This window comes from Streptomyces sp. RG80 (assembly GCF_040446465.1).
Classification (GTDB): domain Bacteria; phylum Actinomycetota; class Actinomycetes; order Streptomycetales; family Streptomycetaceae; genus Streptomyces.
The window spans coordinates 89,212-113,680 of the sequence record NZ_JBEAAJ010000009.1 but is presented as its reverse complement, the minus strand read 5'-3'; the positions used below and the strand labels follow the sequence as shown (position 1 = coordinate 113,680).

Below are 24,469 nucleotides of genomic sequence, written 5' to 3'. Positions count from 1 at the left end.
GGTTGTACGTTTCCTAGGTCCGGGGAGAGACGGTGGACAAGCCGAAGGTCGTTCTGGGGGTCAGTGGTGGCATCGCCGCGTACAAGGCCTGTGAGCTGCTGCGCAGGCTGACGGAGTCCGGGCACGATGTGCGTGTCGTCCCCACCGCCTCCGCGCTGCACTTCGTCGGCGCCGCCACCTGGTCCGCCCTGTCCGGCAACCCCGTCTCGACCGAGGTGTGGGACGACGTCCACGAGGTGCCGCACGTCCGCATCGGGCAGCACGCGGACCTGGTGATCGTCGCCCCGGCCACCGCGGACATGCTCGCGAAGGCGGCCCACGGCCTCGCGGACGACCTGCTCACCAACACGCTCCTGACCGCGCGCTGTCCGGTCGTCTTCGCACCCGCGATGCATACGGAGATGTGGGAGCACCCCGCCACCCAGGAGAACGTGGCGACCCTGCGCCGCCGCGGCGCCGTCGTCATCGAGCCGGCCGTCGGGCGCCTCACCGGCGTCGACACCGGCAAGGGCCGGCTGCCCGACCCGGCCGAGATCTTCGAGGTCTGCCGCCGCGTCCTGGCCCGGGGCGTCACCGAGCCCGACCTGGTCGGCCGGCACGTGGTCGTCAGCGCCGGTGGCACCCGTGAGCCCCTCGACCCGGTCCGCTTCCTCGGCAACCGCTCCTCCGGCAAGCAGGGCTACGCCCTCGCCCGCACCGCCGCCGCGCGCGGCGCCCGGGTCACGCTCATCGCCGCCAACAGCGCGCTGCCGGACCCGGCGGGCGTGGACGTCGTCCCGGTCGGCACGGCCGTACAGCTTCGGGAAGCCGTCCTGAAGGCCGCCGAGGACGCCGACGCGGTGGTCATGGCCGCCGCGGTCGCGGACTTCCGTCCGGAGACATACGCGTCCGGGAAGATCAAGAAGAAGGACGGCCAGGATCCGGAACCCATCGTCCTGGTGCGGAATCCGGACATCCTCGCGGAGATCTCCGCCGACCGCGCCCACCCCGGACAGGTGGTCGTCGGATTCGCCGCCGAGACCGACGACGTGCTGGCCAACGGCCGTACGAAGCTCGCCCGCAAGGGCTGCGACCTCCTCGTCGTCAACGAGGTGGGGGAGCGCAAGACCTTCGGGGCGGAGGAGAACGAGGCGGTGGTGCTGGGCGCCGACGGCACCGAGACGCCGGTCCCGCACGGCCCGAAGGAAGCATTGGCCGAAATCGTGTGGGACCTGGTGGTCCGGCGCCTGAGCTGAATGTTTCATTCGCTTCACCGCGCTCTCACACCTCGGTAATTGAGGCGTGGCGGGCCTGGCCAAGCCCGCTCGGGATTGGGCAGAATGCCCGTGCCGCAGGTCACAGCGCTTCCGAGAGGCGAGACAGGGAGTCCGATGGCCGAGCGCGACCGATAAACTGTTCTCGGACGGTGCCGGGCGCAGCCCCCGAGCCCGTCCGCCCATGATCAGCCAGCAGCCGCTGCAACCCCAGGGAGCGTTGTGTCCCGTCGTCTGTTCACCTCGGAGTCCGTGACCGAGGGTCACCCCGACAAGATCGCTGACCAGATCAGCGACACCATTCTCGACGCGCTCCTGCGCGAGGACCCGACCTCCCGGGTCGCGGTCGAGACCCTGATCACGACCGGCCTGGTGCACGTGGCCGGTGAGGTCACCACCAAGGCGTACGCCCCGATTCCCCAGCTGGTGCGGGACAAGATCCTCGCGATCGGCTACGACTCCTCGAAGAAGGGCTTCGACGGCGCCTCCTGCGGCGTGTCGGTGTCCATCGGCTCGCAGTCCCCGGACATCGCACAGGGTGTCGACACGGCCTACGAGTCCCGCGTCGAGGGCGACGAGGACGAGCTGGACAAGCAGGGCGCCGGCGACCAGGGCCTGATGTTCGGCTACGCGACGGACGAGACGCCGACGCTGATGCCGCTCCCGATCTTCCTGGCGCACCGTCTGTCGAGCCGTCTGTCCGAGGTCCGCAAGAACGGCACGATCCCCTACCTGCGCCCCGACGGCAAGACGCAGGTCACCATCGAGTACGACGGCGACAAGGCCGTCCGCCTCGACACGGTCGTGGTCTCCTCGCAGCACGCCTCCGACATCGACCTCGAGTCCCTGCTGGCGCCCGACATCCGCGAGTTCGTCGTCGAGCCGGAGCTGAAGGCCCTGCTGGACGAGGGCATCAAGCTCGAGACCGAGGGCTACCGCCTCCTGGTCAACCCGACCGGTCGCTTCGAGATCGGCGGCCCGATGGGCGACGCCGGCCTCACCGGCCGCAAGATCATCATCGACACGTACGGCGGCATGGCCCGCCACGGCGGCGGTGCCTTCTCCGGCAAGGACCCGTCCAAGGTGGACCGTTCGGCCGCGTACGCGATGCGCTGGGTCGCCAAGAACGTCGTCGCCGCGGGTCTCGCCTCCCGCTGCGAGGTCCAGGTCGCCTACGCGATCGGCAAGGCCGAGCCCGTCGGCCTCTTCGTCGAGACCTTCGGCACCGCCAAGATCGACGCCGAGAAGATCGAGAAGGCCATCGACGAGGTCTTCGACCTCCGCCCGGCCGCGATCATCCGCGACCTCGACCTGCTCCGCCCGATCTACGCCCAGACCGCCGCCTACGGCCACTTCGGCCGTGAGCTCCCCGACTTCACCTGGGAGAAGACGGACCGCGTCGACGCGCTGCGCAAGGCGGCGGGGCTGTAAGGCCCGGCTGCACGGTTTTTCACGAGGCCCGGCGTCCCTTGGGGGATGCCGGGCCTCGGCGCGTTCGGGCGGCGTCCGGTTGTCAGTCGGGTTTGGTAAGAATGCAAGGGTGAGCAGCGAGGATGAGCGGGTTGGTGGTGGGGGCGAGGGGGCGCCGCCTGAGCAGCTTGCGTTCATTCGGGAGAGTGTGCGGAAGGCCAAGGTGCCGCGGGCCAAGCCGCGGACGTGGCGGGGGGCCGCGCTGGCCAAGGAGTTGCCTGTCGCGCGGGTGCTCGTGGACAAGGGCGTGCTGCATCTCGATCGGTACTTCGACTACGCCGTGCCGGAGGAGCTCGACGCCGTGGCGCAGCCCGGGGTGCGGGTGCGGGTACGGTTCGGGGCCGGGCGCGGTCGGGTGCGGGACGGGCGGCGTGAGGGTGGCGGGCTGATCGACGGGTTCCTCGTCGAGCGGGTCGCCGAGTCGGACTACGCCGGGCCGCTGGCCGCGCTCGCCCAGGTCGTGTCGCCCGAGCCCGTGCTCGGTGAGGAGCTGTTGGGGCTGGCCCGGGCCGTCGCCGACCGGTACGCCGGGAGTCTCGCCGATGTGCTCCAGCTGGCCGTGCCGCCGCGCAGCGCACGCGCCGAGCAACGGGCCTCTGCCGAGCCGTTGCCACCGCCGGCGGTGCCTGAGGCCGGGTCCTGGAGGCGGTACGAGCAGGGGGCCGGGTTCCTGGAGGCACTCGCCTCCGGCGGGGCGCCGCGGGCCGTCTGGAACGCGTTGCCCGGACCCGAGTGGAGCGAGGAGTTGGCGCGGGCCGTCGCCGCGACGCTGGCCTCCGGGCGCGGGGCGCTGGTCGTGGTGCCCGACGGGCGGGCCGTCGCGCGGGTCGATACCGCGCTGACCGCGTTGCTCGGGGACGGACGGCATGCCGTGCTCACCGCCGATGCCGGGCCCGAGAAGCGGTACCGGGAGTGGCTCGCGGTGCGGCGGGGGACCGTACGGGCCGTGGTCGGGACCCGGGCCGCCATGTTCGCCCCCGTGCGGGATCTCGGGCTCGTCGCCATCTGGGACGACGGGGACGACAGCCACAGCGAGCCGCACGCGCCGCAGCCGCACGCGCGCGAGGTGCTGCTGCTGCGGGCCGCGCAGGACAAGTGCGGGTTCCTGTTGGGCAGCTGGAGCTGCACCGTGGAGGCGGCCCAACTCGTCGAGAGCGGGTGGGCGCGGCCGCTCGTCGCCGCGCGCGAGCAGGTGCGGGGCGCCGCACCGCTCGTACGGACCGTCGGGGACCAGGACCTCGCGCGGGACGAGGCCGCTCGGGCCGCCCGGCTGCCGACGCTCGCCTGGCAGGCCGTCAGGGGCGGGCTGCGGCTGGGGCCGGTCCTGGTGCAGGTGCCGCGGCGCGGGTACGTGCCGCGGATGGCGTGCGCCAACTGCCGGGCACCGGCGCGGTGTCGGCACTGCGCCGGACCCCTGGAGGGGCAGGAGGGGGCGGGCGCCCTGCGGTGCGGGTGGTGCGGGCGGGAGGAAGGCGGCTGGCATTGTCCTGAGTGCGGTGGGTTCCGGCTGCGGGCTCAGGTCGTGGGCGCTCGGCGCACCGCGGAGGAGTTGGGGCGGGCTTTTCCCGCCGTGCCCGTGCGGACGTCGGGGCGGGAGCATGTGCTGGACACCGTGCCGGGGGCGCCCGCGCTGGTGGTGAGTACGCCGGGGGCCGAGCCCGTGGCCGAGGGTGGGTACGCGGCGGCGCTGTTGCTGGACGGCTGGGCCATGCTGGGGCGGCCGGATCTGCGGGCCGGTGAGGACGCGCTCCGGCGGTGGATCGCCGCGGCCGCGTTGGTGCGACCGCAGGAGGCCGGGGGCACCGTGGTGGTCGTCGCCGAGCCCACGCTGCGGCCCGTGCAGGCGTTGGTGCGGTGGGATCCCGTCGGGCATGCGGTGCGGGAGCTGTCCGAGCGGGCCGAGTTGGGGTTTCCGCCGGTGTCCCGGATGGCGGCGGTGTCGGGGGAGGTGGAGGCGGTGGCGGCGTTTCTCGGCGCTGTCGAACTGCCGGGGGAGGCGGAGGTGTTGGGGCCGGTGCCGATGGCGGTGACGTCGGTGAGCGGGCCGCGGCGGGTGGGGGGTGCGCCGCCCGGGGTGCAGTGGGAGCGGGCGTTGATTCGGGTGCCGCCGGGGAAGGGGGCGGTGTTGGCGGCCGCGCTCAAGGCTGCGCAGGCTGCGCGGATGGCTCGGGGGAGTGGGGAGGCGGTGGTTCGGGTGCGGGTTGATCCGCCTGATATCGGGTGACGGGGTTTGTGGGGTGGTCGGTCTCGGTGCGTTGTGGGGCACCGCCCGGCCTGCGGCCGGGTTTGGGTTCCCACCCGCACCGCCCGTGCTGCTTTCGTCGTCGGGTGCGGGTGGCCCCTGTGGGGGTTCAGCGCCGTCGGCGGCTTGCGGCCCGGCGGGGCGGCGGGCTGGCGGCCGCCAGCCGAGCGGCTCGTGGGCCGGGATGTCCTGTGTTGGCTTGCCGGCTCCGGACATGCGGCTGCCCTCCCAGGACGTACCCAGGAGGGCAGGAGGGTGTGGGTGTCAGCCGTTGCGGGGGCCGGGGAAGGCTGTGGGCCTTGCCTCTTCGCGCAGGGAGGAGCTGCCTGCCGTCGGCTGGGTCGGCATGGAGCGGGCGGCGGGGACCGTGGGCACCGAGGGGATGCCGGTGTTGACGACCGTCCGGGTGGCCGACGTCTCGGTGGTGCGCTCGGCGTCGGCGGCCGCCTGGGTCGCGGCGCGGCGCGCGCCGTAACGGCGGTGGACCGCCTGCTTGGTGACCCCGAGCGCGGAGCCCACCGCGTCCCATGAGAAGCCGAGCGAGCGGTCGAAGTCGACCGCGGCCGTCACGAGGGTCTCGACGCTGTCCCGCAGCTCCTGCGCGAGACGGACCGTCGGCGCGGGGGCGCGTCCGTAGACGACGAAGCCCGTGGAGGGGCCGGAGCGGCGCGGGCGGTAGACGTTCCCCAACTGGGCGGTGAGGGTGCGCAGTGCGTCCACCTGCCGGCGGACCCGCTCGATGTCCCGCACCAGCAAGTGCAGGCTGGCCCGAGCCTGGGCGTCGTGGGTTGCATGGTCGGCCATGAACAAGCCTCTCGAACCGGCGTGAAAAGGATCGGGCCGCTCCAGCGGCCCGTTGTGGTCAACTCTTTCTTGACCAACGCGTGGACGCTCCGCTGGTCACGCAGTGGGGGCGTAGCGGCATATGCGTGCGCCCCGGGAGGGGGGTTCGCGCCGACGGGCCTGCGCGACTCTCGACTTCGGCGGCCGCGATCCGTGCCTTCGGCGGTCGTGATCCTCGCCGTCGGCGGTATGTCGTTCCGTGGTCATAGACTTGTGTGTTGCCCCTATCAACCCCCGCCCGAGAGGCCCGAACCCACCCATGAAGCTCGTCTTCGCCGGTACCCCCGAGGTCGCCGTTCCCGCACTGGACGCTCTGATCGCCTCCGGGCGGCACGAGGTGGCCGCCGTCGTCACGCGGCCCGACGCGCCGGCCGGCCGGGGGCGCAGGCTCGTCGCGAGTCCGGTGGCCGAGCGGGCCGAGGAGGCGGGCATCGAGGTGCTGAAGCCCGTGAAGCCGAGGGACCCCGAGTTTCTGGAGCGGCTGCGGCAGATCGCGCCGGACTGCTGTCCCGTCGTCGCCTACGGGGCGCTGCTGCCCCGGGTCGCCCTCGACATCCCGGCCCACGGCTGGGTCAACCTGCACTTCTCGTTGCTGCCCTCCTGGCGCGGGGCCGCGCCCGTGCAGCACGCCATCATGGCGGGCGACGAGATCACCGGGGCCTCCACCTTCCTGATCGAGGAAGGGCTCGACTCCGGCCCGGTCTACGGCACCGTCACCGAGGAGATCCGGCACACCGACACCAGCGGCGACCTGCTGACCCGGCTCGCCTTCGCCGGCTCCGGGCTGCTCGCGGCGACCATGGACGGGATCGAGGACGGCACCCTGAAGGCCGTACCGCAGCCCGCCGAGGGCATCACCCTCGCCCCGAAGATCACCGTCGAGGACGCACAGGTCGACTGGGGCGCCCCGGCTCTGCGGGTCGACCGGGTCGTGCGCGGGTGCACGCCCGCCCCCGGGGCCTGGACCGTGTTCCGCGGTGAGCGGCTCAAGCTCATCCAGGTGCAGCCCGCCCTCGACCGCACCGACCTCGCCCCCGGTCAGATGGCTGTCGGCAAGAACAGCGTCCACGTCGGCACCGGCTCGTACGGTGTCGAGCTGCTGTGGGTGCAGGCCCAGGGGAAGAAGCCGATGCGGGCCGCCGACTGGGCGCGCGGGGTGCGGATCGCCGAGGGCGAGACCCTGGGCGCCTGACGCTCTCCGAGGCTCGGGGCGTCCGGTGCCTCCGTGGCGCTCCGACGGCCCCTTCCCGAGGCCCCTCGGCGGGGCACGCGCGCGTGGGTGGGACGTACGCTTGACGCGTATCCCGTCAACACATCCGGAGCACCTTTTTCGTGAGCGACCAGTCCCGGCCCCGCCCGTCCGGCAAGCCCTACCGCCGGCCCAAGAAGGACCCCGTCCGCTTCCTCGCCTTCGAGGCCCTGCGGGCCGTGGACGAGCGGGACGCGTACGCCAACCTCGTCCTGCCGCCACTGCTGCGCAAGGCGCGGGAGAAAGGCGACTTCGACGGGCGGGACGCGGCGCTGGCCACCGAGCTCGTCTACGGGACGCTGCGGCGGCAGGGGACGTACGACGCCGTCATCTCGGCGTGTGTCGACCGGCCGCTCCGGGAGGTCGACCCGCCGGTCCTCGACGTGCTGAGCCTCGGTGTCCATCAGCTGCTGGGGACGCGGATTCCCACGCACGCCGCCGTGTCCGCCTCCGTGGAGCTCGCGCGGGTCGTGCTCGGTGACGGGCGGGCCAAGTTCGTCAACGCCGTGCTGCGCAAGGTCGCGCAGGACGATCTGGAGGGGTGGATCGCCAAGGTCGCGCCTCCCTACGACGACGATCCCGAGGACCACCTCGCCGTCGTGCACTCCCACCCCCGCTGGGTCGTCTCCGCGCTGTGGGACTCGCTCGGCGGCGGGCGGGCCGGGATCGAGAAGCTCCTCGCGGCCGACAACGAGCGGCCCGAGGTGACCCTGGTGGCCCGCCCCGGGCGGGCGAGCACCGACGAGCTGCTGCGGGAGGAGGCCGCCGTCGCCGGACAGTGGTCGCCCTACGCCGTGCGGCTCGCCGAGGGCGGCGAACCCGGGGCCATCGAGGCCGTACGGGAAGGCCGTGCGGGTGTGCAGGACGAGGGCAGCCAGCTGGTGGCTCTGGCGCTCGCCAACGCGCCCCTGGAGGGGGCGGACGGGAAGTGGCTCGACGGGTGCGCGGGGCCGGGTGGCAAGGCCGCGTTGCTCGCCGCGCTGGCCTCGGAGCGGGGGGCTGTGCTCCTCGCCTCCGAGAAGCAGCCGCATCGGGCCGGGCTGGTCGCCAAGGCGCTGGCCGGGAACCCTGGGCCGTATCAGGTCATCGCCGCGGACGGGATCAAGCCGCCGTGGCGCCCCGGCAGCTTCGACCGGGTGCTGATGGATGTGCCGTGCACCGGGCTCGGGGCGTTGCGGCGGCGGCCCGAGGCGCGATGGCGTCGGCGGCCGGAGGATCTTGAGGGGTTCGCGCCGTTGCAGCGGGGGTTGTTGAAGACCGCGCTGGAGTCCGTGCGGGTGGGTGGGGTCGTGGGGTACGCGACCTGTTCGCCGCACCTTGCCGAGACGCGGGCCGTCGTGGAGGACGTGCTCAAGCAGTGGCCGGACGCCGAGTTGATCGACGCGCGGCCGTTGCTTCCGGGGGTGCCGGAGCTGGGGGAGGGGCCTGATGTGCAGTTGTGGCCGCATGTGCATGGGACCGATGCGATGTATTTGGCGTTGATTCGTCGGACGGGGTGAGTTCGCCTGTTCGCCGTAGGGGTGCGGATCCGATTGCGACTGACGGCCGTGTGGGGCTTGTCGCGCAGTTCCCCGCGCCCCTAAAGACCTAAGGGCGTTGTCCCGCCGCCGATTTCTCAGCCACCTGCGTTGTCTTGGCCTCCTCTTGCGCCAGTTTGTGCGGCCACCACACCTTCGGGCCCACGTCCAGGAACAGGGACGTCACCAGGACCGAGCGGACGATGAACGTGTCCAGGAGGACGCCGAGCGCGACGGCGAAGCCGATTTCCGCGAAGGCGACCATGGGGAGCGTGCCGAGGGCGGCGAAGGTGCCGGCGAGGACCAGGCCCGCGGATGTGATGACCGCGCCTGTCGCCGCCAGGCCCGTGACCACGCCTGGGCGGGTGCCCTGGCGGGCCGCCTCCTCGCGGATGCGGGTGGTCAGGAAGATGTTGTAGTCGATGCCGAGGGCGACCAGGAAGACGAAGACGAAGAGCGGGAAGTCCGTCGTCTCGCCCGCGTAGTCGAACAGGTACCTGAAGGCGAGCGCGCTGAGGCCCAGCGCCGCCGCGAAGGACAGGATCACCGTCCCGATCAGCAGCAGCGGTGCGATCAGGGCGCGCAGCAGTGCGCACAGGATCAGCAGGACGACCGCGAGCACCAGCGGGATGATCAGGATGTTGTCGTGCGTGGTCGCCTCGTCCATGTCGAGCAGGGAGGCCGTACCGCCGCCCACCTGGGCGTCGGCGTCCGGCACCGCGTGGACCGCGTCGCGGACCCGTTCGACGGTCCGCTTGGCCGCCTCGCTGTCGGCCGGGTCGGTCATCGTCGCCTCGAAGAGGACCTTGCCGTCGAAGGACGGTTTCGTGCCCGGTGGCAGGCCCAGCGACTCGGGGACGACACCGTCGGTGGCGGCGACCGCCTCGCCGACCTGTTGGGCCTGTGCCTGGTTGCTGACGACGACCAGCGGGTCGCCGGCGCCCGCCGGGAAGTAGCGTGCGGAGACCTCCTGGCCGACGATCGAGTCGGGCTTGCCGGTGAACGCGTCCGCGTTGCTGATGCCCTCGGCGCGCAGCTGGATCAGGCCCAGCGAGCAGACGGCGAGGATGAGCGCGGTGGCGGCCCAGACCATGCGCGGGCGGCGGGCGATACGGCGGCCCATCCGGGCCCAGATGCCCCGCTCGATGCGGTCGGGGTCGCCGAAGTGCGGGGTGACGGGCCAGAAGATCCAGCGGCCGAAGATCACCAGCAGGGCGGGGAAGAGGGTCATCATGGCGAGCAGGGCGACGGCCACGCCGATCGCGGCCACCGGGCCGAGACCGCTCGTGGAGTTCATCTCCGCCACCACCAGCACCAGCATGCTCAGCACGACGGTCGCGCCGGACGCGATCACCGCCGGGCCCGCGCGGTGCAGGGCCAGGGCCATCGCCTCGTGCCGGTCCTCGTGGCGGTGCAGCTCCTCGCGGTAGCGGGCGACCAGGAGCAGGGCATAGTCCGTCCCCGCGCCGAAGACGAGGACCGTGAGGATGCCAGCGCTCTGCCCGTTGACCGTCAGACCCGCGTGCTCGGCGAGCAGGTAGATCAACGCCTGTGCCGTGAAGAGGGCGGCGATCACCGAGAGCAGCGGGACGATGAGGAGGGTGGGGCTGCGGTAGGTGATGAGCAGCATGACGATGACGACGCCCATCGCGGAGAGCAGCAACGTGGAGTCGATGCCCTCGAACGCCTCGGAGAAGTCCGCCGAGGTGCCGCCCGGGCCCGTGATGTGCACGGCCAGTCCCGCGCCGCCCTCGCCCACCTTGTCCCGGATGGTGTCGACCGCGGGGGCGATCTCCTCCCAGCCCTTCTCGTCCATCGTGATCGGTACGAGGATCTGGGCCGCGCGCGGATCCGTCTTACGGTCGTAGACCGGGCCGCGGGTCTCCGAGCCCCGGATGCCGTGGTCCCGGAGCTCCTTGATCTGCTGTGCGTCCTCCGCGATCCGCGCCCGGTCCTGGGCGGTCAGACCGTCCGCGCGGGCGTAGACGACGACCGCGGGGATCTGCTCGGGCCTGAAGTCCTCGGAGATTTTGAGGACTTGGGTGGACTCGGCCGAGCCGGGCAGCCAGGAGGCGGCGTCGTTGTCCTGGGCGTCGGTGAGTTTCTGGGCGAAGGGCGCCGTCAGGAACAGTGCCACCAGCCACAGTGCCAGGACGACCCATTTGGCACGCCGTCCGCACACCAGATGCCCGACGCCTCGCTTGTCAGTCATGGCGACCCCCGCAACCCGATGCCTCACGGTCGGCCGCCCAATATGGCACGCACCGTCCCGGAACAACATCCGATGAACGGCTTAGGTCTGGACCGGCGCGAACATTCGTGCCCGGACATGGGAGGCTTGGGCCATGGCCGCGCAGATCAACCCCAGCATCCTGTCCGCTGACTTCGCCCGCCTCGCGGACGAGGCGAAGGCGGTGGAGGGAGCCGACTGGCTCCACGTCGACGTCATGGACAACCATTTCGTCCCGAACCTCACGCTCGGTGTGCCGGTCGTAGAGTCTCTGGCCCGTGCGACGGACACTCCGCTGGACTGTCATCTGATGATCGAGGCCCCCGATCGGTGGGCGCCCCAGTACGTCGAGGCGGGGGCCGGTTCCGTCACCTTCCACGTCGAGGCGGCCGCCGCGCCGGTCCGGCTCGCCCGGGAGATCCGGGCCAAGGGCGCCCGCGCCTCCATGGCGCTCAGGCCCGCGACGCCCATCGAGCCGTACGAGGATCTGCTCCCCGAGCTCGACATGCTGCTGATCATGACGGTGGAGCCGGGCTTCGGGGGACAGGCGTTTCTCGACATCATGCTCCCCAAGATTCGCCGGACCCGCGAGTTGATCAGCAAGCACGGCCTCGACCTCTGGCTCCAGGTCGACGGCGGAGTCTCGGCCTCCACCATCGAGCAGTGCGCCGACGCCGGTGCCGACGTCTTCGTCGCGGGCTCGGCCGTCTACAACGCGTCCGACCCGGCCGAGGCGGTACGTGCACTACGCAACCAGGCGGACTCGGTCACCGCCAAGGCCTCCTGGGCGTGCGGCCACTGAGCCACGGGAACGTGAACGGCTCTCTTCAGGGCCTGATCAAGTCCGCCGAATCTGCAAGGATGAAGGCGAATCCAGAGTGTGAACAGCAGTGAGGAGATGGCCGTGTCGGGTATGTCGGCGGGCCGGTCAGCCATGCGGATGGGACCCGCTGAGCTGGTGCAGGCGGCGGCGATGGCCCGCCGCTTCTACCTCGAGGGCAAGTCGAAGATCCAGATCGCCGAGGAGTTCGGCGTGAGCCGCTTCAAGGTGGCCCGGGTTCTGGAGACGGCCCTCGAGCGGGATCTCGTGCGCATCGAGATCCGGGTGCCGGCCGAGCTGGATGCCGAGCGCTCGGACGCGCTGCGCGCCCGGTACGGCCTCAGGCATGCCGTCGTGGTGGAGTCACCGGCCGAGGCGGAGGACTCGCCCGACCCCGAGAACCTCGGGGAGACGGCCGCCGACCTGCTCGGCGAGCTCGTCAACGAGGGCGATGTGCTCGGTCTGGCCTGGGGCCGGTCCACCATCCACATGGCCGCTGCCCTGGACCGGCTGCCGCCGTGCACGGTGGTGCAGCTGACGGGTGTGTACGACGCCGGTACCGCCGAGCGCGGCTCCGTGGAGGCGGTACGGCGGGCCGCGCAGGTCTCGGGCGGTGACGCCCACCCGATCTACGCGCCGATGCTGCTGCCGGACGCGGCCACCGCGGCCGCGCTGCGCAACCAGACCGGGATCGCCCGGGCCTTCGAGTACTTCGACAAGGTCACGGTCGCCTGTGTCTCCATCGGCTCCTGGGGGCCGGGCGTCTCGACGGTGTACGACATGCTCAGCGACGAGGAGCGGGCGCACTACTCGTCCCTCGGGGTCGCCGCGGAGACCTCCGCGCACCTCTTCGACGCCGAGGGGCGCCGGGTGGGCCGGGACCTGGGCGAGCGGTGCATCACCGTCAAGGCCGACCAGCTCCGTCGTATCCCCGAGGTCGTCGCGATCGCCGGCGGGGCGCGCAAGGCGATGGCGATCGACGCGGTGCTGCGGTCCGGGCTGGTCACCAGCCTGGTCACGGACACCCAGGCGGCGGACGTGCTGATGGCGGCGGGATCGACGCCGAAGCCGGCGCTGAACAGGGCCGACCCGGACGGACCCTGACGGAAGGTCATGAGGGGACGGTCGTGGCAGCGTGGTCCGTATGCTGCTGCGGCTCGTCTCCCGGACGCTTCTGTGTGTGCTGGTGCTCGCGGGGTGCTCGGCCGACCCCGGTGACGCCGCCCCCTCCTGGGCCGACGGCATGGCCACCGTCCAGGAGGCCCGCCTTCCCGCCCAGGCCCGCGAGACGCTCGGCCTCATCGACGCGGGCGGCCCGTTCCCGTACGACAGGGACGGCAGCGTCTTCGGGAACTTCGAGCGGCGGCTGCCCGCGCACAAGCGCGGTTACTACCACGAATTCACCGTCCGCACGCCGGGCTCGCGCGATCGCGGGGCCCGGCGCATTGTCACCGGGCGGAGCGGCGAGATCTACTACACCGATGATCACTACGACTCGTTCAGGGCGGTGCTGAGATGACGGAGACCGTGGTCGCGGTGGATCTCGAGGGGGTCGTGGACAAGGCGGGGCTGATGGACCGCTGCGCCCGGGACCTGCGGCTGCCGGACTGGTTCGGGCGGAACTGGGACGCGCTGGCCGACGTCCTCTCCGATCCCGGTCTGTGGCCCCGGGACGCCGTGGACCGGGAGCCGCTGGTCGTCGTACGGAACTGGCGGTCGTACGCCGCGCTGCGTCCCGACGAGTGGGCCGTAGCGTGCGAGGTGTTCGCCGGGGCGGCTGTGCTCACTGTGGCGCTCGCTCTCGGAGGATCCTCCGAAGCCCCCTCTGACCTGCCTGGATGATCTGCCCGGGCATGGCATTCCGGTCGACATGGGACAATGAAGTACGTGCTCTTCCCCCTGGCTGACCTGTCCGGGGGCCACCTCTGAACGACTGGGATGTGCAGCACGTGCGTTTCCTCAACGACATCCAGCCCCCGTACGACCTGACGTACGACGACGTCTTCATGGTCCCGAGCCGCAGTGCGGTCGGTTCGCGTCAGGGTGTGGACCTCAGTTCCCCGGACGGCACGGGCACCACGATCCCGCTGGTCGTCGCCAACATGACCGCCATCGCCGGGCGCCGGATGGCCGAGACGATGGCCCGGCGCGGTGGCCTGGTGGTCATCCCGCAGGACATCCCGATCGAGGTCGTCACCGAGGTCGTCTCCTGGGTGAAGAGCCGCCACCACGTCCTGGACACCCCGATCGTGCTGGCCCCGCACCAGACGGTCGCCGACGCCCTCGCCCTGCTGCCCAAGCGGGCGCACAACGCCGGTGTGGTCGTCGACGAGGACGGCCGGCCCGTCGGTGTCGTCACCGACCAGGACCTGACCGGCGTCGACCGCTTCACGCAGCTGGAGGTCGTCATGTCGCGCGACCTGCTGCTCCTGGACGCCGACATCGACCCGCGCGAGGCGTTCAACCGGCTCGACGGGGCCAACCGCCGTTACGCGCCCGCCGTCGACAAGGACGGCAAGCTCGCCGGCATCCTCACCCGCAAGGGCGCCCTGCGCGCCACGCTGTACACGCCGGCCGTGGACGCCAACGGCAAGCTGCGGATCGCCGCCGCCGTCGGTATCAACGGCGATGTGGCGGGCAAGGCCAAGCAGCTGCTCGACGCGGGCGTCGACACGCTCGTCATCGACACGGCGCACGGTCACCAGGAGTCGATGATCAGCGCGATCAAGGTGGTCCGCGCGCTCGACCCGCAGGTGCCGATCGTGGCCGGCAACATCGTGGCCGCCGAGGGTGTGCGGGATCTGATCGAGGCCGGTGCCGACATCATCAAGGTCGGCGTGGGCCCCGGCGCCATGTGCACCACCCGCATGATGACCGGCGTGGGCCGGCCGCAGTTCTCGGCCGTCCTCGAGTGCGCCGCCGAGGCGAAGAAGTACGGCAAGCACGTCTGGGCCGACGGCGGTGTCCGGCACCCGCGTGACGTCGCCATGGCGCTCGCGGCCGGCGCCTCCAACGTGATGGTCGGGTCCTGGTTCGCGGGCACGTTCGAGTCGCCCGGCGACCTTCAGCAGGACTCCAGCGGCCGGTTCTACAAGGAGTCGTTCGGCATGGCGTCCGCGCGTGCCGTGGCCAACCGGACGTCCGAGGAGTCGTCGTACGACCGGGCCCGCAAGGCGCTGTTCGAGGAGGGCATCTCCACCTCCCGGATGTTCCTCGACCCGGCCCGCCCGGGCGTCGAGGACCTGATCGACTCGATCATCGCGGGCGTCCGCTCCTCCTGCACCTACGCGGGCGCGGGCTCCCTGGAGGAGTTCGCCGAGAAGGCGGTCGTCGGCATCCAGAGCGCGGCCGGCTACGCGGAGGGCAAGCCGCTGCACGCCAGCTGGAGCTGATGCGGCAACTTCCCTGTGTGCGGCCCCCGTTGAAATTCGGGGGCCGTTCGCATGCCCGAGGGCTACCGTCGGCACATGAAGATCACCGTCTGTGGACCGGACGACGTGGCGCTGCTCGACGAGTACATCGCTTCGCCGGGAGCCCTCTCCTTCCACGCCCGCCGGTTCGCGCGTCAGGAGCAGGGCGAGAGCACGTATCTCGTCGCCTGGCTGGCGGAACGGCCCGTCGGGCACACGGAGTTGCGCTGGGGCGGCTGCGACGCCGCCGCGGTGCGGGCCGCGCGGCCCGGATGCCCGGAGATCAACGGACTCGGCGTATGGCCCGAGGAGCTCCGCTCGCGGGGCATCGGCACGTCCCTCATCCACGCGGCCGAGGAGCTGGCCCGGGAACGGGGGATCACGGTCGTCGGCCTCGGCGTCGCGAAGGACAACCCGCGCGCGGCGGAACTCTATGCACGGCTCGGCTACACACCCCTGATCGACTACTACGACCGCTGGTCGTACGAGGACGCCGACGGCGTGCTGCGCGAGTGCGTCGAGGAGTGTGCCTTTCTGGTCAAAAACCTGCTCTGAACAGGACGTACGCAACACTCCGAAGCCCCCGCGCAACGAACACCCGCCACCTTCCGATGAACGCAAGGATCTTGCGGATACGCGCAAGGTTGCTGCATTACGACCGCGATGTCTGACTCATAGGCTCCTGCGCTGTACTCGAATGCCATGACGAAGGAGTCAGCGCGTGCTCGACCAAGGCGCACCCCCGCGACAGCGCACCCGGACCGGATCGGCGTCCCCGGGGCTCGGTGCGCGACTCATGCGGCGCAAGCCTGTGGAACGCCTGGTCGCCGAGGGGGGACAGGGTGAGGGCGGGTCCCTGCGCCGCTCCCTGGGGCTCTGGCAGCTGACCATGATCAGCATCGGTGCCACGCTCGGCACCGGCATCTTCGTCGTCCTCGGCGAGGCCGTGCCCAAGGCAGGGCCGGCCGTCACGCTGTCCTTCGTGATCGCCGGACTCACGGCGCTCTTCTCGGCCCTGTCCTACGCCGAACTCGCGGGCACGATCCCGGTCTCCGGGTCCTCGTACTCGTACGCGTACGCGACGATGGGCGAGCTGGTGGCCTGGGTCTGCGGCTGGTGTCTGCTCCTGGAGTACGGCGTCTCGGTCGCGGCCGTCGCCGTCGGCTGGGGCGAGTACCTCAACGACCTGCTGGACGGGACCATCGGCGTCACCATCCCGGACGCGCTGTCCGCGCCGCCCGGCGACGGCGGGATCTTCAACCTGCCGGCGCTGATCGTCGTCCTGCTCGCCATGGCCTTCCTGCTCGGCGGGGCGAAGGAGTCCGCGCGGGCCAACACCGTGATGGTCGTCGTGAAGATCGGCGCGCTGGTGCTGTTCTGCGCCATCGGCATCCAGGGCTTCCGCTCCGGCAACTACGAGCACTTCATGCCGCTCGGCATGGCGGGCGTGAGCGCGGCCGGGGCCACGCTGTTCTTCTCCTACATCGGCTTCGACGCCGCCTCCACCGCCGGCGAGGAGGCCAGGAACGCCCAGCGCGACCTGCCGCGCGCGATCATGCTGTCGCTGGTCATCGTGACGGCTCTGTACGTCCTCGTCGCGGCCGTCGCCGTCGGCGCCAAGCCCTGGCAGCGGTTCGGGGACTCCGAGGCCGCGCTCGCGCAGATCATGCGCGAGGTGACCGGACAGACCTTCTGGGGCACCCTGCTGGCCGCCTGCGCGGTCATCGCCATCGCCAGCGTCGTCCTGACCGTGCTCTACGGCCAGACCCGCATCCTCTTCGCCATGGCCCGCGACGGACTCGTGCCGAAGGTGTTCGCCCGGGTGCACCCGAAGACCGGCACGCCCCGCGTCAACACGGTCATCGTCTCCCTGTTCTGCGGGATCCTGGCCGCCGCGATCCCGCTCGGGCAGCTCGCCGACGCCACCAGCATCGGCACGCTCTTCGCCTTCGGGCTGGTCAACATCGCCGTCGTGGTGCTGCGCCGGACCCGTCCGGACATGCCCCGCACCTTCCGGGTGCCGCTGTCGCCGCTGCTGCCCGCGCTGGGGCTCGGGTTCTGCCTCTGGATGATGGGCAGCCTGTCCGCCGTCACCTGGGTGGTCTTCGGGGTCTGGATGGCGGCCGGGCTCGTGTTCTACTTCGTATACGGCTACCGCCGCTCCCGTCTCGCGACGACCGAGGCGCTCCCGTCCCGCACCACCTGAGAGCTGATCCACCCACCGTGCTCAACGATCTCGACGAACGTATCGTCCACGCCCTCGCCGAGGACGCCCGCCGCTCCTACGCGGACATCGGGCAGATCGTCGGCCTCTCCGCGCCCGCCGTGAAACGGCGCGTGGACCGGCTGCGCGCCACCGGAGCCATCACCGGCTTCACCGTGCGGGTCGACCCGACGGCCCTCGGCTGGGAGACCGAGGGGTTCGTCGAGATCTACTGCCGGCACAACACCTCGCCGGACACCATCCGGCGGGGCCTGGAGCGGTACCAGGAGGTCGTGGCCGCGTCCACCGTCACCGGGGACGCGGACGCGGTCGTCCAGGTCTTCGCCTCCGACATGCGGCACTTCGAACGGGTCCTGGAGCGGATCGCGGGGGAGCCGTTCGTGGAGCGCACCAAGTCGGTGCTGGTGCTGTCGCCGCTGCTGCGGAGGTTCTCCTCGGGCGCGCCGACGTAGGGTCACCGGGGGAGGGTGAACCGCAGATCGGGGCGCTCCCAGGTGACCTTCGGCGGCGACGGGGCGAGGGTGCCCACGCGCTCCGCGCCGAGGCGGCGGTAGAACTCCTCGGCCGGGGGATGCGACACCACCCGCACCTCGGTCAGGCCCGCCTCCCGGGCCTCACCGAGCATGTGCTCCACGAGCCGCCGTCCGAGGCCCGTCCCCTGGGCGTCGTCCGCGACGAACGCCAGGTCCAGCTCGGGCGGTCGCAGCACCAGCGCGTAGAAGCCGAGGAGGCTTCCGGCCTCGTCGGACGCCACGAACACCGTGTGCCGGGTGATGTAGTCCGCCGTGACGCGGTAGCCGTCGAGGATCGAGGCGTAGTGCCCCCGATAGGCGGCGGACGCCTGCATCAGGGCGGTCAGGGGGTCGGCGTCCTCGGCGGTCGCCCGCCTGATCGTCGCAGCCTGCATGCGTGGCACCCTAGTCGGCCGTCTTCCTCGCCAGAGCGTTGTTGTCCATCGAGTTGTGCACGCTGAAGCTCACCGCGTCCGAGCGGTAGCGGTCGTCCGACCACTCCACCGGGCGGCCTTCGCGGGTCGTCGTCACCCGGCGGACGCGCAGCAGGGGACTGGTACGGCGGACGAGCAGCAGCTCGGCGTCCTGGGCGCCGGCCGCGACCGCGTCGATGACGTGCTCGCCGTACGCGAAGACCAACCCCGTGTCGTCGTACAGGCGTTGGGTCACCGACGGGCAGTCCGGCTCGATCGGCTCGACGGCGGGGGCGATCCAGTCGGCGTACACCGTTCGCTCCAGGAGCACCGGTTCGCCGTCCAGACCGCGCACCCGCAGGACGTGCAACACCGGGGTCCGCTCGCGCAGTTGGAGACGTACGGCGTCCTCGGCGGTCGCCGGGCGGTGCTCCTGCGCGACCACCCGCCCGGTCGCCTCGCGGCCCATCGCGCGCGCCCACTGGGCGAAGCTGCGCAGTTCCGCGAAGCTCTGGCTGCGGCGGCTGGCCAGCACCACCCGGCGGGCGCCCTGGCGGGAACCGATGAGCCCCTCGGCGGTGAGCGCGGCGACGGCCTGGCGGACCGTGCCGCGCGAGACGCCGTAGTGGGCCGCGAGGTCCGTCTCGGCGGGCAGCCGGCTGCCGACCGTGTACTCCTCGCGGTCGATCGCCCGGCGCAGTGCGTCGGCGATCTCCTCGTGTCGCGCCGCCATTCTTCCCCTTCGATCTAGTTGCTGTGCACAGCTACACCAGCCTAGTCGACCCTCGGCGGCGCTGGTCGAGAGCTCGGATTGTGTGCGAAATCAGGGATCAGGGTTTCGCCAGAGTTTACCGAGGGGACATCAGCGGCGTGCGTACTGAGGCCAACTTGTTCAGACAAGTTCGTCTCATCTCCTGAACTCTCGCGCGTCCCCCTGGGAGAAGCCGTGACCCTGTCCCTGCCGAGAACAGCCGCCCTGGGCGTCCTCGCCGCCCTGACCCTGAGCGCCTGCGGCGCCGCCCCCGAGACCTCCTCGACCACCGCCGACGGCAAGAGCGCCGCCACGGCCACCTCCGCCGCCGACTTCGGGGGCCTCGCCAAGCTGGTCGCCGCGGCCAAGAAGGAGGGCACCCTCAACGCCATCGCGCTGCCCCGCGACTGGGCCAACTACGGCGCCCTCATCGACGGCTTCGAGAAGAAGTACGGCATCAAGATCGAGGTCGAGAACCCGGACGGCGCCAGCCAGGACGAGATCAACGCCGTCACCTCGCGCAAGGGCCAGGACCGGGCGCCGGACGTCCTCGACCTCGGCAGCTCCTTCGCCCTGAGCGCCGCCGAGCAAGGGCTGCTCGCGCCCTACAAGGTCGCCGCGTTCGCCGACATACCCACGGAGCAGAAGGACGCGAAGGGCCTCTGGTACAACGACTACGGCGGCTACATCTCCATCGGCTGCGACGCCAAGCGGGTCAAGACCTGCCCGACCACCTTCGCCGATCTCCTCAAGCCGCGGTACAAGGGCCAGGTCGCCCTCAACGGCAACCCCACCAAGTCCGGTTCGGCCTTCGGCGGCGTCTGGGCGGCCTCGCTCGCGAGCGGCGGTTCCTTCGACGACATCCAGCCCGGCCTCGACTTCTTCGCCAAGCTGAAGAAGAACGGCAACTACACGCCCGTCGAGTCGACCCCGGCCACCGTCGAGAAGGGCGAGACGCCGATCAGCATCGACTGGGACTACCTCAACGCCGGGTACGCCGACGAGTTCAAGTCCAAGGGCGTCGACTGGAAGGTCGCCGTGCCGAGCGACGGCCAGTTCTCGCAGTACTACTCCCAGGCGATCAACAAGGACGCCCCGCACCCCGCGACCGCCCGCCTGTGGCAGGAGTACCTCTACAGCGCCGAGGGCCAGAACCTGTGGCTCAAGGGATACGCCCGCCCGGCCCTGATGACCGCCATGGAGAAGGCCGGCACCCTCGACAAGACCGCCGCGGCCAAGCTGCCCGAGGTCTCCGGAACGCCCGAGTTCCCGACCGAGGACCAGCAGAACAAGGCCAAGACGGTGCTCGGCCAGGGCTGGGCGAAGGCCGTCTCCGGATGACGGCCACCGCCGTACGGGTCGACGACACGGCGACCGCCGCTCCGGTGAAGCGGCGGCGCCGGTCGCTCGGCTGGCTCGCCGTCGTCCCGCTGCTCGTCTTCACCGGGCTCGCCTTCGGGCTGCCCGCCTGGGCGATCCTGGACGGCGCCTTCACCGCCAAGGAGACGGGCGCCTACAGCACGGCCAACCTCAGCGCCTCCCTCCAAGGCGCCTACCTGACCGCGCTGTTCGGCAGCATCAAGCTGTCCGCCGTGTCGGCGGGACTGGCCACCGTCCTCGGACTCCCGCTAGCCCAGGCCGTGGTGACCTCCCGGCACCGCGCGCTGCGCGAGGCCGTGCTCACCGCGTCCGGCGTACTGGCCAACTTCGGCGGAGTCCCGCTGGCCTTCGCCTTCGTCGCAACCCTCGGCAACGCGGGTGTCCTGACACGGCACTTCGGGCTCATGGACAAGGGCTGGGACCTGTACAGCTTCTGGGGACTCGTCCTCGTCTACCTGTACTTCCTGATCCCGCTGATGGTCCTCACCATCACCCCGGCACTGGAGGGCCTGCGCGTCCAGTGGCGCGAGGCCGCCCATAACAACGGGGCGACACCCGCGCAGTACTGGCGGTTCGTCGCCCTGCCGGTCCTGCTGCCCACACTCCTCGGCGGGTTCGTGCTGCTCTTCGGCAGCGCCTTCGCCGCCTACGCCACCGCGGCGGCCATGGTGGGCAGTTCGATCCCGCTGATCACCCTCCAGATCGCCGACGCCCTCTCCGGCAACGTGCTCGTGGGCCAGGAGAACGTGGCGCTCGCCCTCAGCCTCGACATGGTCCTCGTCGCGGGCCTGGTCATGGCCGTGTACCTGCCCCTGCAACGACGGAGCGCGCGATGGCTCGCCTGAACCTGTGGCGGTGGGGCGTGTTCGGCCTCGCCGGGCTGTACTTCCTGGTGCCGCTGGCCGCGTCGGTCGTCTTCACGGTCGATGTGCCGGGGGAGGGGCTCACCTTCGACGCCTACTCCCAGATCCTGTCCACCGACGGCTTCACCGACAGCCTGCTCCTCTCCCTGGAACTCGCCGTCGCCACCATCGCGGTCGTCCTGCTGCTGATGGTCCCCGCCATGGTGGCCCTGCGGCTCGGAGCGCCCCGGCTGCGGCCGGTCGTCGAGGTGGTGTGCTCACTGCCGCTGGTCGTGCCACCGATCGCGTTCGTGGCCGGCATCGTCACCGTCCTCAAGTGGGGTCCCGAACACCTCTCGCGCACCCCGCTGTTCCAGACCTTCGTGGCCCTCCAGAACCCCGACTTCCCGCTGGTGCTCGTCCTGGCCTACGTCGTGATGGCGCTGCCGTTCGTGTACCGGGCGCTGGACGCCGGCCTGCGCGCCGTCGACGTACGCACCCTCGTCGAGGCCGCCCGCAGCTGCGGGGCCAACTGGCCGCAGGCGCTCGTCCAGGCCGTCCTGCCCAATCTGCGCGGCGCGCTCCTCAACTCCTCCTTCCTCACGCTGGCCCTGGTGCTCGGCGAGTTCACCGTGGCGCAGCTGCTGGGCTTCAGGCCCTTCGCCGTGTGGATCGTCAACGTCAGCGGCTCGCAGGCCCAGCTCTCCGTCGCCGTGTCCGTGCTCAGCCTGCTCCTGACCTGGGCGCTGCTCCTCGTCCTGGCCGGCTTCGGCGGCCGTACCCGTACTACCTCCCGGGGATGACCCATGTCTGAAACAGCGGCAACCGTCGAATTCCGGGGACTCAGGCGGGAGTTCGGTCCCACCGTCGCCCTCGACGGCCTCGACCTCACCGTCCGGCCGGGGGAACTGCTCGCCCTGCTCGGCCCGTCCGGCTGCGGCAAGACCACCGCGCTGCGCATGCTCGCCGGGTTCGAACACCCCGACTCCGGTGAGGTGCTGGTCGACGGCGAGGACGTCACCCGGGTGCCGGCGCACCGCCGGGACGCCGGGATGGTGTTCCAGTCGTACAGCCTCTTCCCGCATCTCGACGCGGTCGACAACGTGGCCTTCGGACTGCGGATGCGCAAGGTCCGTACCGCTGAACGGCGGGCCCGGGCGGCCGAGTTGCTGGAGCTCGTCGGCCTCGCCGACAAGGGCGGACAGTTCCCGCACCAGCTCTCCGGCGGCCAGCAGCAGCGTGTCGCCCTGGCCCGGGCGCTCGCCCTGCGACCCCGGGTCCTGCTCCTGGACGAGCCGCTGTCGGCGCTCGACGCCAAGGTCCGGCTCACCCTGCGCGAGGAGATCCGGCGCCTCCAGCAGGAACTCGGCATCACCGCGCTCTTCGTGACCCACGACCAGGAGGAGGCCCTGTCCATGGCGGACCGGGTCGCCGTGATGCACGCCGGCCGGCTCGAACAGTGCGCGGCCCCGGCCGAGTTGTACGGGCGCCCCGCCACCGCCTTCGTCGCCGAGTTCGTCGGCACGATGAGCCGGATCCCGGGACGGGTGACCGACGGCGTGGTGGACGTGCTCGGGCAGCGGCTGCCCGTGGACGGGCCGGCGCCCACGGCGGCCGAGGTGGACGTACTCGTGCGGCCGGAGGCCGTCCGGGTCACCGCCGAGGACGACGGCAAGGCACGCGTGGTCGCCACGTCCTTCCTGGGCGCCGCCGTCCGGGTCACCGTCCGGCTCGCCGACGGCACCGACGTGAAGGCCGACCTGCCCGCGCACGACGCGGCCGGGCTCGGGGCGGGGGCCGCGGTGACCGTGGCGCTGCCCGAGCGGCCGGTACTGGTCGCCGAACGTGGCCGCTGACGGACCCGCGAACCACCGATCCCCCCACAGGAAAGAGACCGTCGTGACCCGACTCCCCCTCCAGGCCGTCCTGTTCGACATGGACGGCACGCTCGTCGACACCGAGCGGCTGTGGTGGGAGGCGGTGGAACAGGTGGCCGGCCGGACACTGACCGAGGCGGACCAACCCGAGGTGCTCGGCCGCGCGGTCGAGGACACCGCCGCCTGGCTGTCCGCGGCCACGGGCACCCCGTCCGGCGAGCTGGCCGACGCGCTCCACCGGGAGTTCGCCGACCGCGTCCGCACCGGCATCGTGCCCCGCCCCGGCGCGCTCGACCTGCTGCGCGCCCTCGCCCGCGAGGGGGTGCCCACCGCCCTGGTCACCGCCTCCCCGAGGGCGGTCGCCGACACGGTCCTCGAAGCGCTCGGCGCCGGTCACTTCGCCGTCTCCGTGACCGCCGACGACACCCCCCGCACCAAGCCGGCCCCCGACCCCTACCTCGCCGCCTGCCGGGCCCTGGGCGCCGACCCGGACGCCTGCGTGGCCGTCGAGGACACGGAGACCGGGGTCGCCTCCGCCGAGGCCGCCGGGTGCGCGGTGCTCGCCGTTCCCTCCCTCGCACCGATCGCGGCCGCGCCGGGCCGGACCGTGCTGACCGGCCTGGAGGGGGTCACCGTCGACCGGCTCCGCGCCCTGCTGCCGTACCGCCTCCGGGTGATGACCTGGAACCTCTGGTACGGCGGCACCAAGGTCCACGACCACCGGGCCAAGCAGCTCAAGGCCATCGCGGAGAGCGAGGTGGACGTGGTCGGGCTGCAGGAGACGTACGGCACCGCGGCCGGGGAACTCGCCGACGCGCTCGGCTGGTACCACCACCGGGCCGGGGAGAACCTCGGCGTCATCAGCCGCCACCCGATCACGGCCGCGCTCGGCGACCCGGACGTCGGGTTCTACGGGGCGGCCGGCGCCCGGATCGCCGTAGGGGATCAGGAGGTCGAGGTCTGGACGGCGCACCTCGACTGCGAGCGGTACGGGCCCTACGAGTCCGAGCCGTACGAGGACGTCCGGCTCGGGCAGATGCGGGACGCGCTCGGCCGGATCGGGGACGCCGCGCCCGTCGTCCTGGTCGGGGACTTCAACACCCCGTCCCACCTGGACCGGCCGGACGCCGAGTGGCCGGTCACCAGGGCGGCCGAGGAGGTGGGGTTCGCGGACTCCTTCCGGCAGGCCCACCCCGACGCCGTGGAGGAGCCGGGCCACACCTGGTCACCCGTGCTCGGGCCGCCCGAGCCGCAGGACCGGATCGACTTCGTCCTCCACCGTGGCCTGCGCGTCCTCGACTCCCGGACGTACGTCAGCGGCATCCCGCGGGCCATGCCGGACGTGGAGGACAACGAGTGGCCGTCCGACCACGCGGCGGTGATCACCACATTTTCGCTGGGCAGCGGCGCCGGGACTGTCTAGCATCGGTGTCATG

The 24,469-nt window shown here is 71.7% G+C and carries 22 protein-coding genes; 18 read left to right on the top strand and 4 right to left on the bottom strand.

What is annotated here, in order from left to right; genetic code table 11:
• The first annotated feature begins 32 nt into the window (after positions 1-32).
• The 3 genes from coaBC (at position 33) to ABKA17_RS30195 (ending at position 4,947) form a co-directional block, all read left to right on the top strand.
• A complete protein-coding gene (coaBC, locus tag ABKA17_RS30205) occupies positions 33-1,235 on the top strand; it encodes a bifunctional phosphopantothenoylcysteine decarboxylase/phosphopantothenate--cysteine ligase CoaBC (protein WP_353695462.1) in 1,203 nt (400 codons plus the stop codon).
• A 240-nt stretch (positions 1,236-1,475) separates the two neighbouring features.
• On the top strand, positions 1,476-2,684 hold the full coding sequence (gene metK, locus ABKA17_RS30200; RefSeq protein WP_353695461.1) for a methionine adenosyltransferase: 1,209 nt from the start codon (positions 1,476-1,478) through the stop codon (positions 2,682-2,684).
• A 109-nt stretch (positions 2,685-2,793) separates the two neighbouring features.
• Positions 2,794-4,947, top strand: a complete 2,154-nt coding sequence (locus ABKA17_RS30195; RefSeq protein WP_353695460.1) for a primosomal protein N' — start codon at positions 2,794-2,796, stop codon at positions 4,945-4,947.
• Positions 4,948-5,229: 282 nt separating this feature from the next.
• Here ABKA17_RS30195 and ABKA17_RS30190 read toward each other — a convergent pair whose 3' ends face one another.
• The gene (locus tag ABKA17_RS30190; RefSeq protein WP_353695459.1) at positions 5,230-5,769 is read right to left on the bottom strand and encodes a hypothetical protein; all 540 of its coding nucleotides are present in this window, start codon (positions 5,767-5,769) and stop codon (positions 5,230-5,232) included.
• Between the two features lie 298 nt (positions 5,770-6,067).
• Between ABKA17_RS30190 and fmt the strand changes: the two genes are divergently transcribed.
• Both fmt and ABKA17_RS30180 read left to right on the top strand, forming a co-directional pair.
• Complete coding sequence (fmt, locus tag ABKA17_RS30185; protein ID WP_353695458.1) at positions 6,068-7,000, top strand: methionyl-tRNA formyltransferase; 933 nt, start codon at positions 6,068-6,070, stop codon at positions 6,998-7,000.
• Positions 7,001-7,140: 140 nt separating this feature from the next.
• Complete coding sequence (locus ABKA17_RS30180) at positions 7,141-8,556, top strand: RsmB/NOP family class I SAM-dependent RNA methyltransferase (RefSeq protein WP_353695457.1); 1,416 nt, start codon at positions 7,141-7,143, stop codon at positions 8,554-8,556.
• A gap of 88 nt (positions 8,557-8,644) precedes the next feature.
• Here the strand turns inward: ABKA17_RS30180 and ABKA17_RS30175 are convergent, their stop codons facing one another.
• Positions 8,645-10,786, bottom strand: coding sequence for an MMPL family transporter (locus ABKA17_RS30175; protein WP_353695456.1), 2,142 nt, complete (start codon positions 10,784-10,786; stop codon positions 8,645-8,647).
• A gap of 133 nt (positions 10,787-10,919) precedes the next feature.
• Between ABKA17_RS30175 and rpe the strand changes: the two genes are divergently transcribed.
• The 8 genes from rpe to ABKA17_RS30135 all read left to right on the top strand — a co-directional run bounded on the left by rpe (position 10,920) and on the right by ABKA17_RS30135 (position 17,710).
• Positions 10,920-11,606: a ribulose-phosphate 3-epimerase gene (rpe, locus tag ABKA17_RS30170; RefSeq protein ID WP_353695455.1), complete on the top strand. Its 687-nt coding sequence runs from the start codon at positions 10,920-10,922 to the stop codon at positions 11,604-11,606.
• A 78-nt stretch (positions 11,607-11,684) separates the two neighbouring features.
• Positions 11,685-12,728 carry a sugar-binding transcriptional regulator gene (locus ABKA17_RS30165; RefSeq protein ID WP_353695454.1) on the top strand — a complete coding sequence of 348 codons (1,044 nt, stop codon included), beginning with the start codon at positions 11,685-11,687 and terminating at the stop codon, positions 12,726-12,728.
• 40 nt (positions 12,729-12,768) lie between these two features.
• Positions 12,769-13,143: a guanyl-specific ribonuclease gene (locus ABKA17_RS30160; RefSeq protein WP_353695453.1), complete on the top strand. Its 375-nt coding sequence runs from the start codon at positions 12,769-12,771 to the stop codon at positions 13,141-13,143.
• Positions 13,140-13,466, top strand: a complete 327-nt coding sequence (locus tag ABKA17_RS30155; protein WP_353695452.1) for a barstar family protein — start codon at positions 13,140-13,142, stop codon at positions 13,464-13,466. The genes ABKA17_RS30160 and ABKA17_RS30155 overlap by 4 nt, the downstream gene beginning before the upstream one ends.
• A gap of 107 nt (positions 13,467-13,573) precedes the next feature.
• A complete protein-coding gene (locus ABKA17_RS30150; protein ID WP_353695838.1) occupies positions 13,574-15,016 on the top strand; it encodes a GuaB1 family IMP dehydrogenase-related protein in 1,443 nt (480 codons plus the stop codon).
• 75 nt (positions 15,017-15,091) lie between these two features.
• The gene (locus ABKA17_RS30145; protein ID WP_353695451.1) at positions 15,092-15,589 is read left to right on the top strand and encodes a GNAT family N-acetyltransferase; all 498 of its coding nucleotides are present in this window, start codon (positions 15,092-15,094) and stop codon (positions 15,587-15,589) included.
• Between the two features lie 166 nt (positions 15,590-15,755).
• Complete coding sequence (locus ABKA17_RS30140; RefSeq protein ID WP_353695450.1) at positions 15,756-17,240, top strand: amino acid permease; 1,485 nt, start codon at positions 15,756-15,758, stop codon at positions 17,238-17,240.
• Positions 17,241-17,257: 17 nt separating this feature from the next.
• The gene (locus ABKA17_RS30135) at positions 17,258-17,710 is read left to right on the top strand and encodes an Lrp/AsnC family transcriptional regulator (protein ID WP_353695449.1); all 453 of its coding nucleotides are present in this window, start codon (positions 17,258-17,260) and stop codon (positions 17,708-17,710) included.
• A gap of 2 nt (positions 17,711-17,712) precedes the next feature.
• On the opposite strand, the gene ABKA17_RS30130 is transcribed toward ABKA17_RS30135, so the two are convergent.
• Together ABKA17_RS30130 and ABKA17_RS30125 are read right to left on the bottom strand one after the other, a co-directional pair.
• A complete protein-coding gene (locus ABKA17_RS30130) occupies positions 17,713-18,165 on the bottom strand; it encodes a GNAT family N-acetyltransferase (RefSeq protein ID WP_353695448.1) in 453 nt (150 codons plus the stop codon).
• 10 nt (positions 18,166-18,175) lie between these two features.
• Complete coding sequence (locus tag ABKA17_RS30125; RefSeq protein ID WP_353695447.1) at positions 18,176-18,916, bottom strand: GntR family transcriptional regulator; 741 nt, start codon at positions 18,914-18,916, stop codon at positions 18,176-18,178.
• A gap of 213 nt (positions 18,917-19,129) precedes the next feature.
• Here ABKA17_RS30125 and ABKA17_RS30120 point away from each other — a divergent pair, with 213 nt between their 5' ends.
• From ABKA17_RS30120 to ABKA17_RS30100, 5 genes are read left to right on the top strand one after another with little or no spacing between them, the layout of a single operon-like run.
• Complete coding sequence (locus ABKA17_RS30120) at positions 19,130-20,275, top strand: ABC transporter substrate-binding protein (protein ID WP_353695446.1); 1,146 nt, start codon at positions 19,130-19,132, stop codon at positions 20,273-20,275.
• Complete coding sequence (locus ABKA17_RS30115; protein WP_353695445.1) at positions 20,272-21,159, top strand: ABC transporter permease; 888 nt, start codon at positions 20,272-20,274, stop codon at positions 21,157-21,159. Before ABKA17_RS30120 ends, ABKA17_RS30115 begins: the two co-directional genes overlap by 4 nt.
• Positions 21,147-21,959 (top strand): ABC transporter permease, encoded by an 813-nt coding sequence (locus tag ABKA17_RS30110; RefSeq protein ID WP_353695444.1) that lies wholly within the window; start codon positions 21,147-21,149, stop codon positions 21,957-21,959. Before ABKA17_RS30115 ends, ABKA17_RS30110 begins: the two co-directional genes overlap by 13 nt.
• A gap of 3 nt (positions 21,960-21,962) precedes the next feature.
• The gene (locus ABKA17_RS30105; RefSeq protein WP_353695443.1) at positions 21,963-23,012 is read left to right on the top strand and encodes an ABC transporter ATP-binding protein; all 1,050 of its coding nucleotides are present in this window, start codon (positions 21,963-21,965) and stop codon (positions 23,010-23,012) included.
• 43 nt (positions 23,013-23,055) lie between these two features.
• Complete coding sequence (locus tag ABKA17_RS30100) at positions 23,056-24,456, top strand: HAD-IA family hydrolase (RefSeq protein WP_353695442.1); 1,401 nt, start codon at positions 23,056-23,058, stop codon at positions 24,454-24,456.
• Positions 24,457-24,469 lie beyond the last annotated feature (13 nt).

Bases quoted from the DNA above. Each gene is read 5' to 3' on its own strand.
- ABKA17_RS30190 (WP_353695459.1), bottom strand. From the start codon at position 5,769: ATGGCCGACCATGCAACCCACGACGCCCAGGCTCGGGCCAGCCTGCAC.
- fmt (WP_353695458.1), top strand. From the start codon at position 6,068: ATGAAGCTCGTCTTCGCCGGTACCCCCGAGGTCGCCGTTCCCGCACTG.
- ABKA17_RS30175 (WP_353695456.1), bottom strand. From the start codon at position 10,786: ATGACTGACAAGCGAGGCGTCGGGCATCTGGTGTGCGGACGGCGTGCC.
- rpe (WP_353695455.1), top strand. From the start codon at position 10,920: ATGGCCGCGCAGATCAACCCCAGCATCCTGTCCGCTGACTTCGCCCGC.
- ABKA17_RS30160 (WP_353695453.1), top strand. From the start codon at position 12,769: ATGCTGCTGCGGCTCGTCTCCCGGACGCTTCTGTGTGTGCTGGTGCTC.
- ABKA17_RS30155 (WP_353695452.1), top strand. From the start codon at position 13,140: ATGACGGAGACCGTGGTCGCGGTGGATCTCGAGGGGGTCGTGGACAAG.
- ABKA17_RS30145 (WP_353695451.1), top strand. From the start codon at position 15,092: ATGAAGATCACCGTCTGTGGACCGGACGACGTGGCGCTGCTCGACGAG.
- ABKA17_RS30130 (WP_353695448.1), bottom strand. From the start codon at position 18,165: ATGCAGGCTGCGACGATCAGGCGGGCGACCGCCGAGGACGCCGACCCC.
- ABKA17_RS30125 (WP_353695447.1), bottom strand. From the start codon at position 18,916: ATGGCGGCGCGACACGAGGAGATCGCCGACGCACTGCGCCGGGCGATC.
- ABKA17_RS30115 (WP_353695445.1), top strand. From the start codon at position 20,272: ATGACGGCCACCGCCGTACGGGTCGACGACACGGCGACCGCCGCTCCG.
- ABKA17_RS30110 (WP_353695444.1), top strand. From the start codon at position 21,147: ATGGCTCGCCTGAACCTGTGGCGGTGGGGCGTGTTCGGCCTCGCCGGG.
- ABKA17_RS30105 (WP_353695443.1), top strand. From the start codon at position 21,963: ATGTCTGAAACAGCGGCAACCGTCGAATTCCGGGGACTCAGGCGGGAG.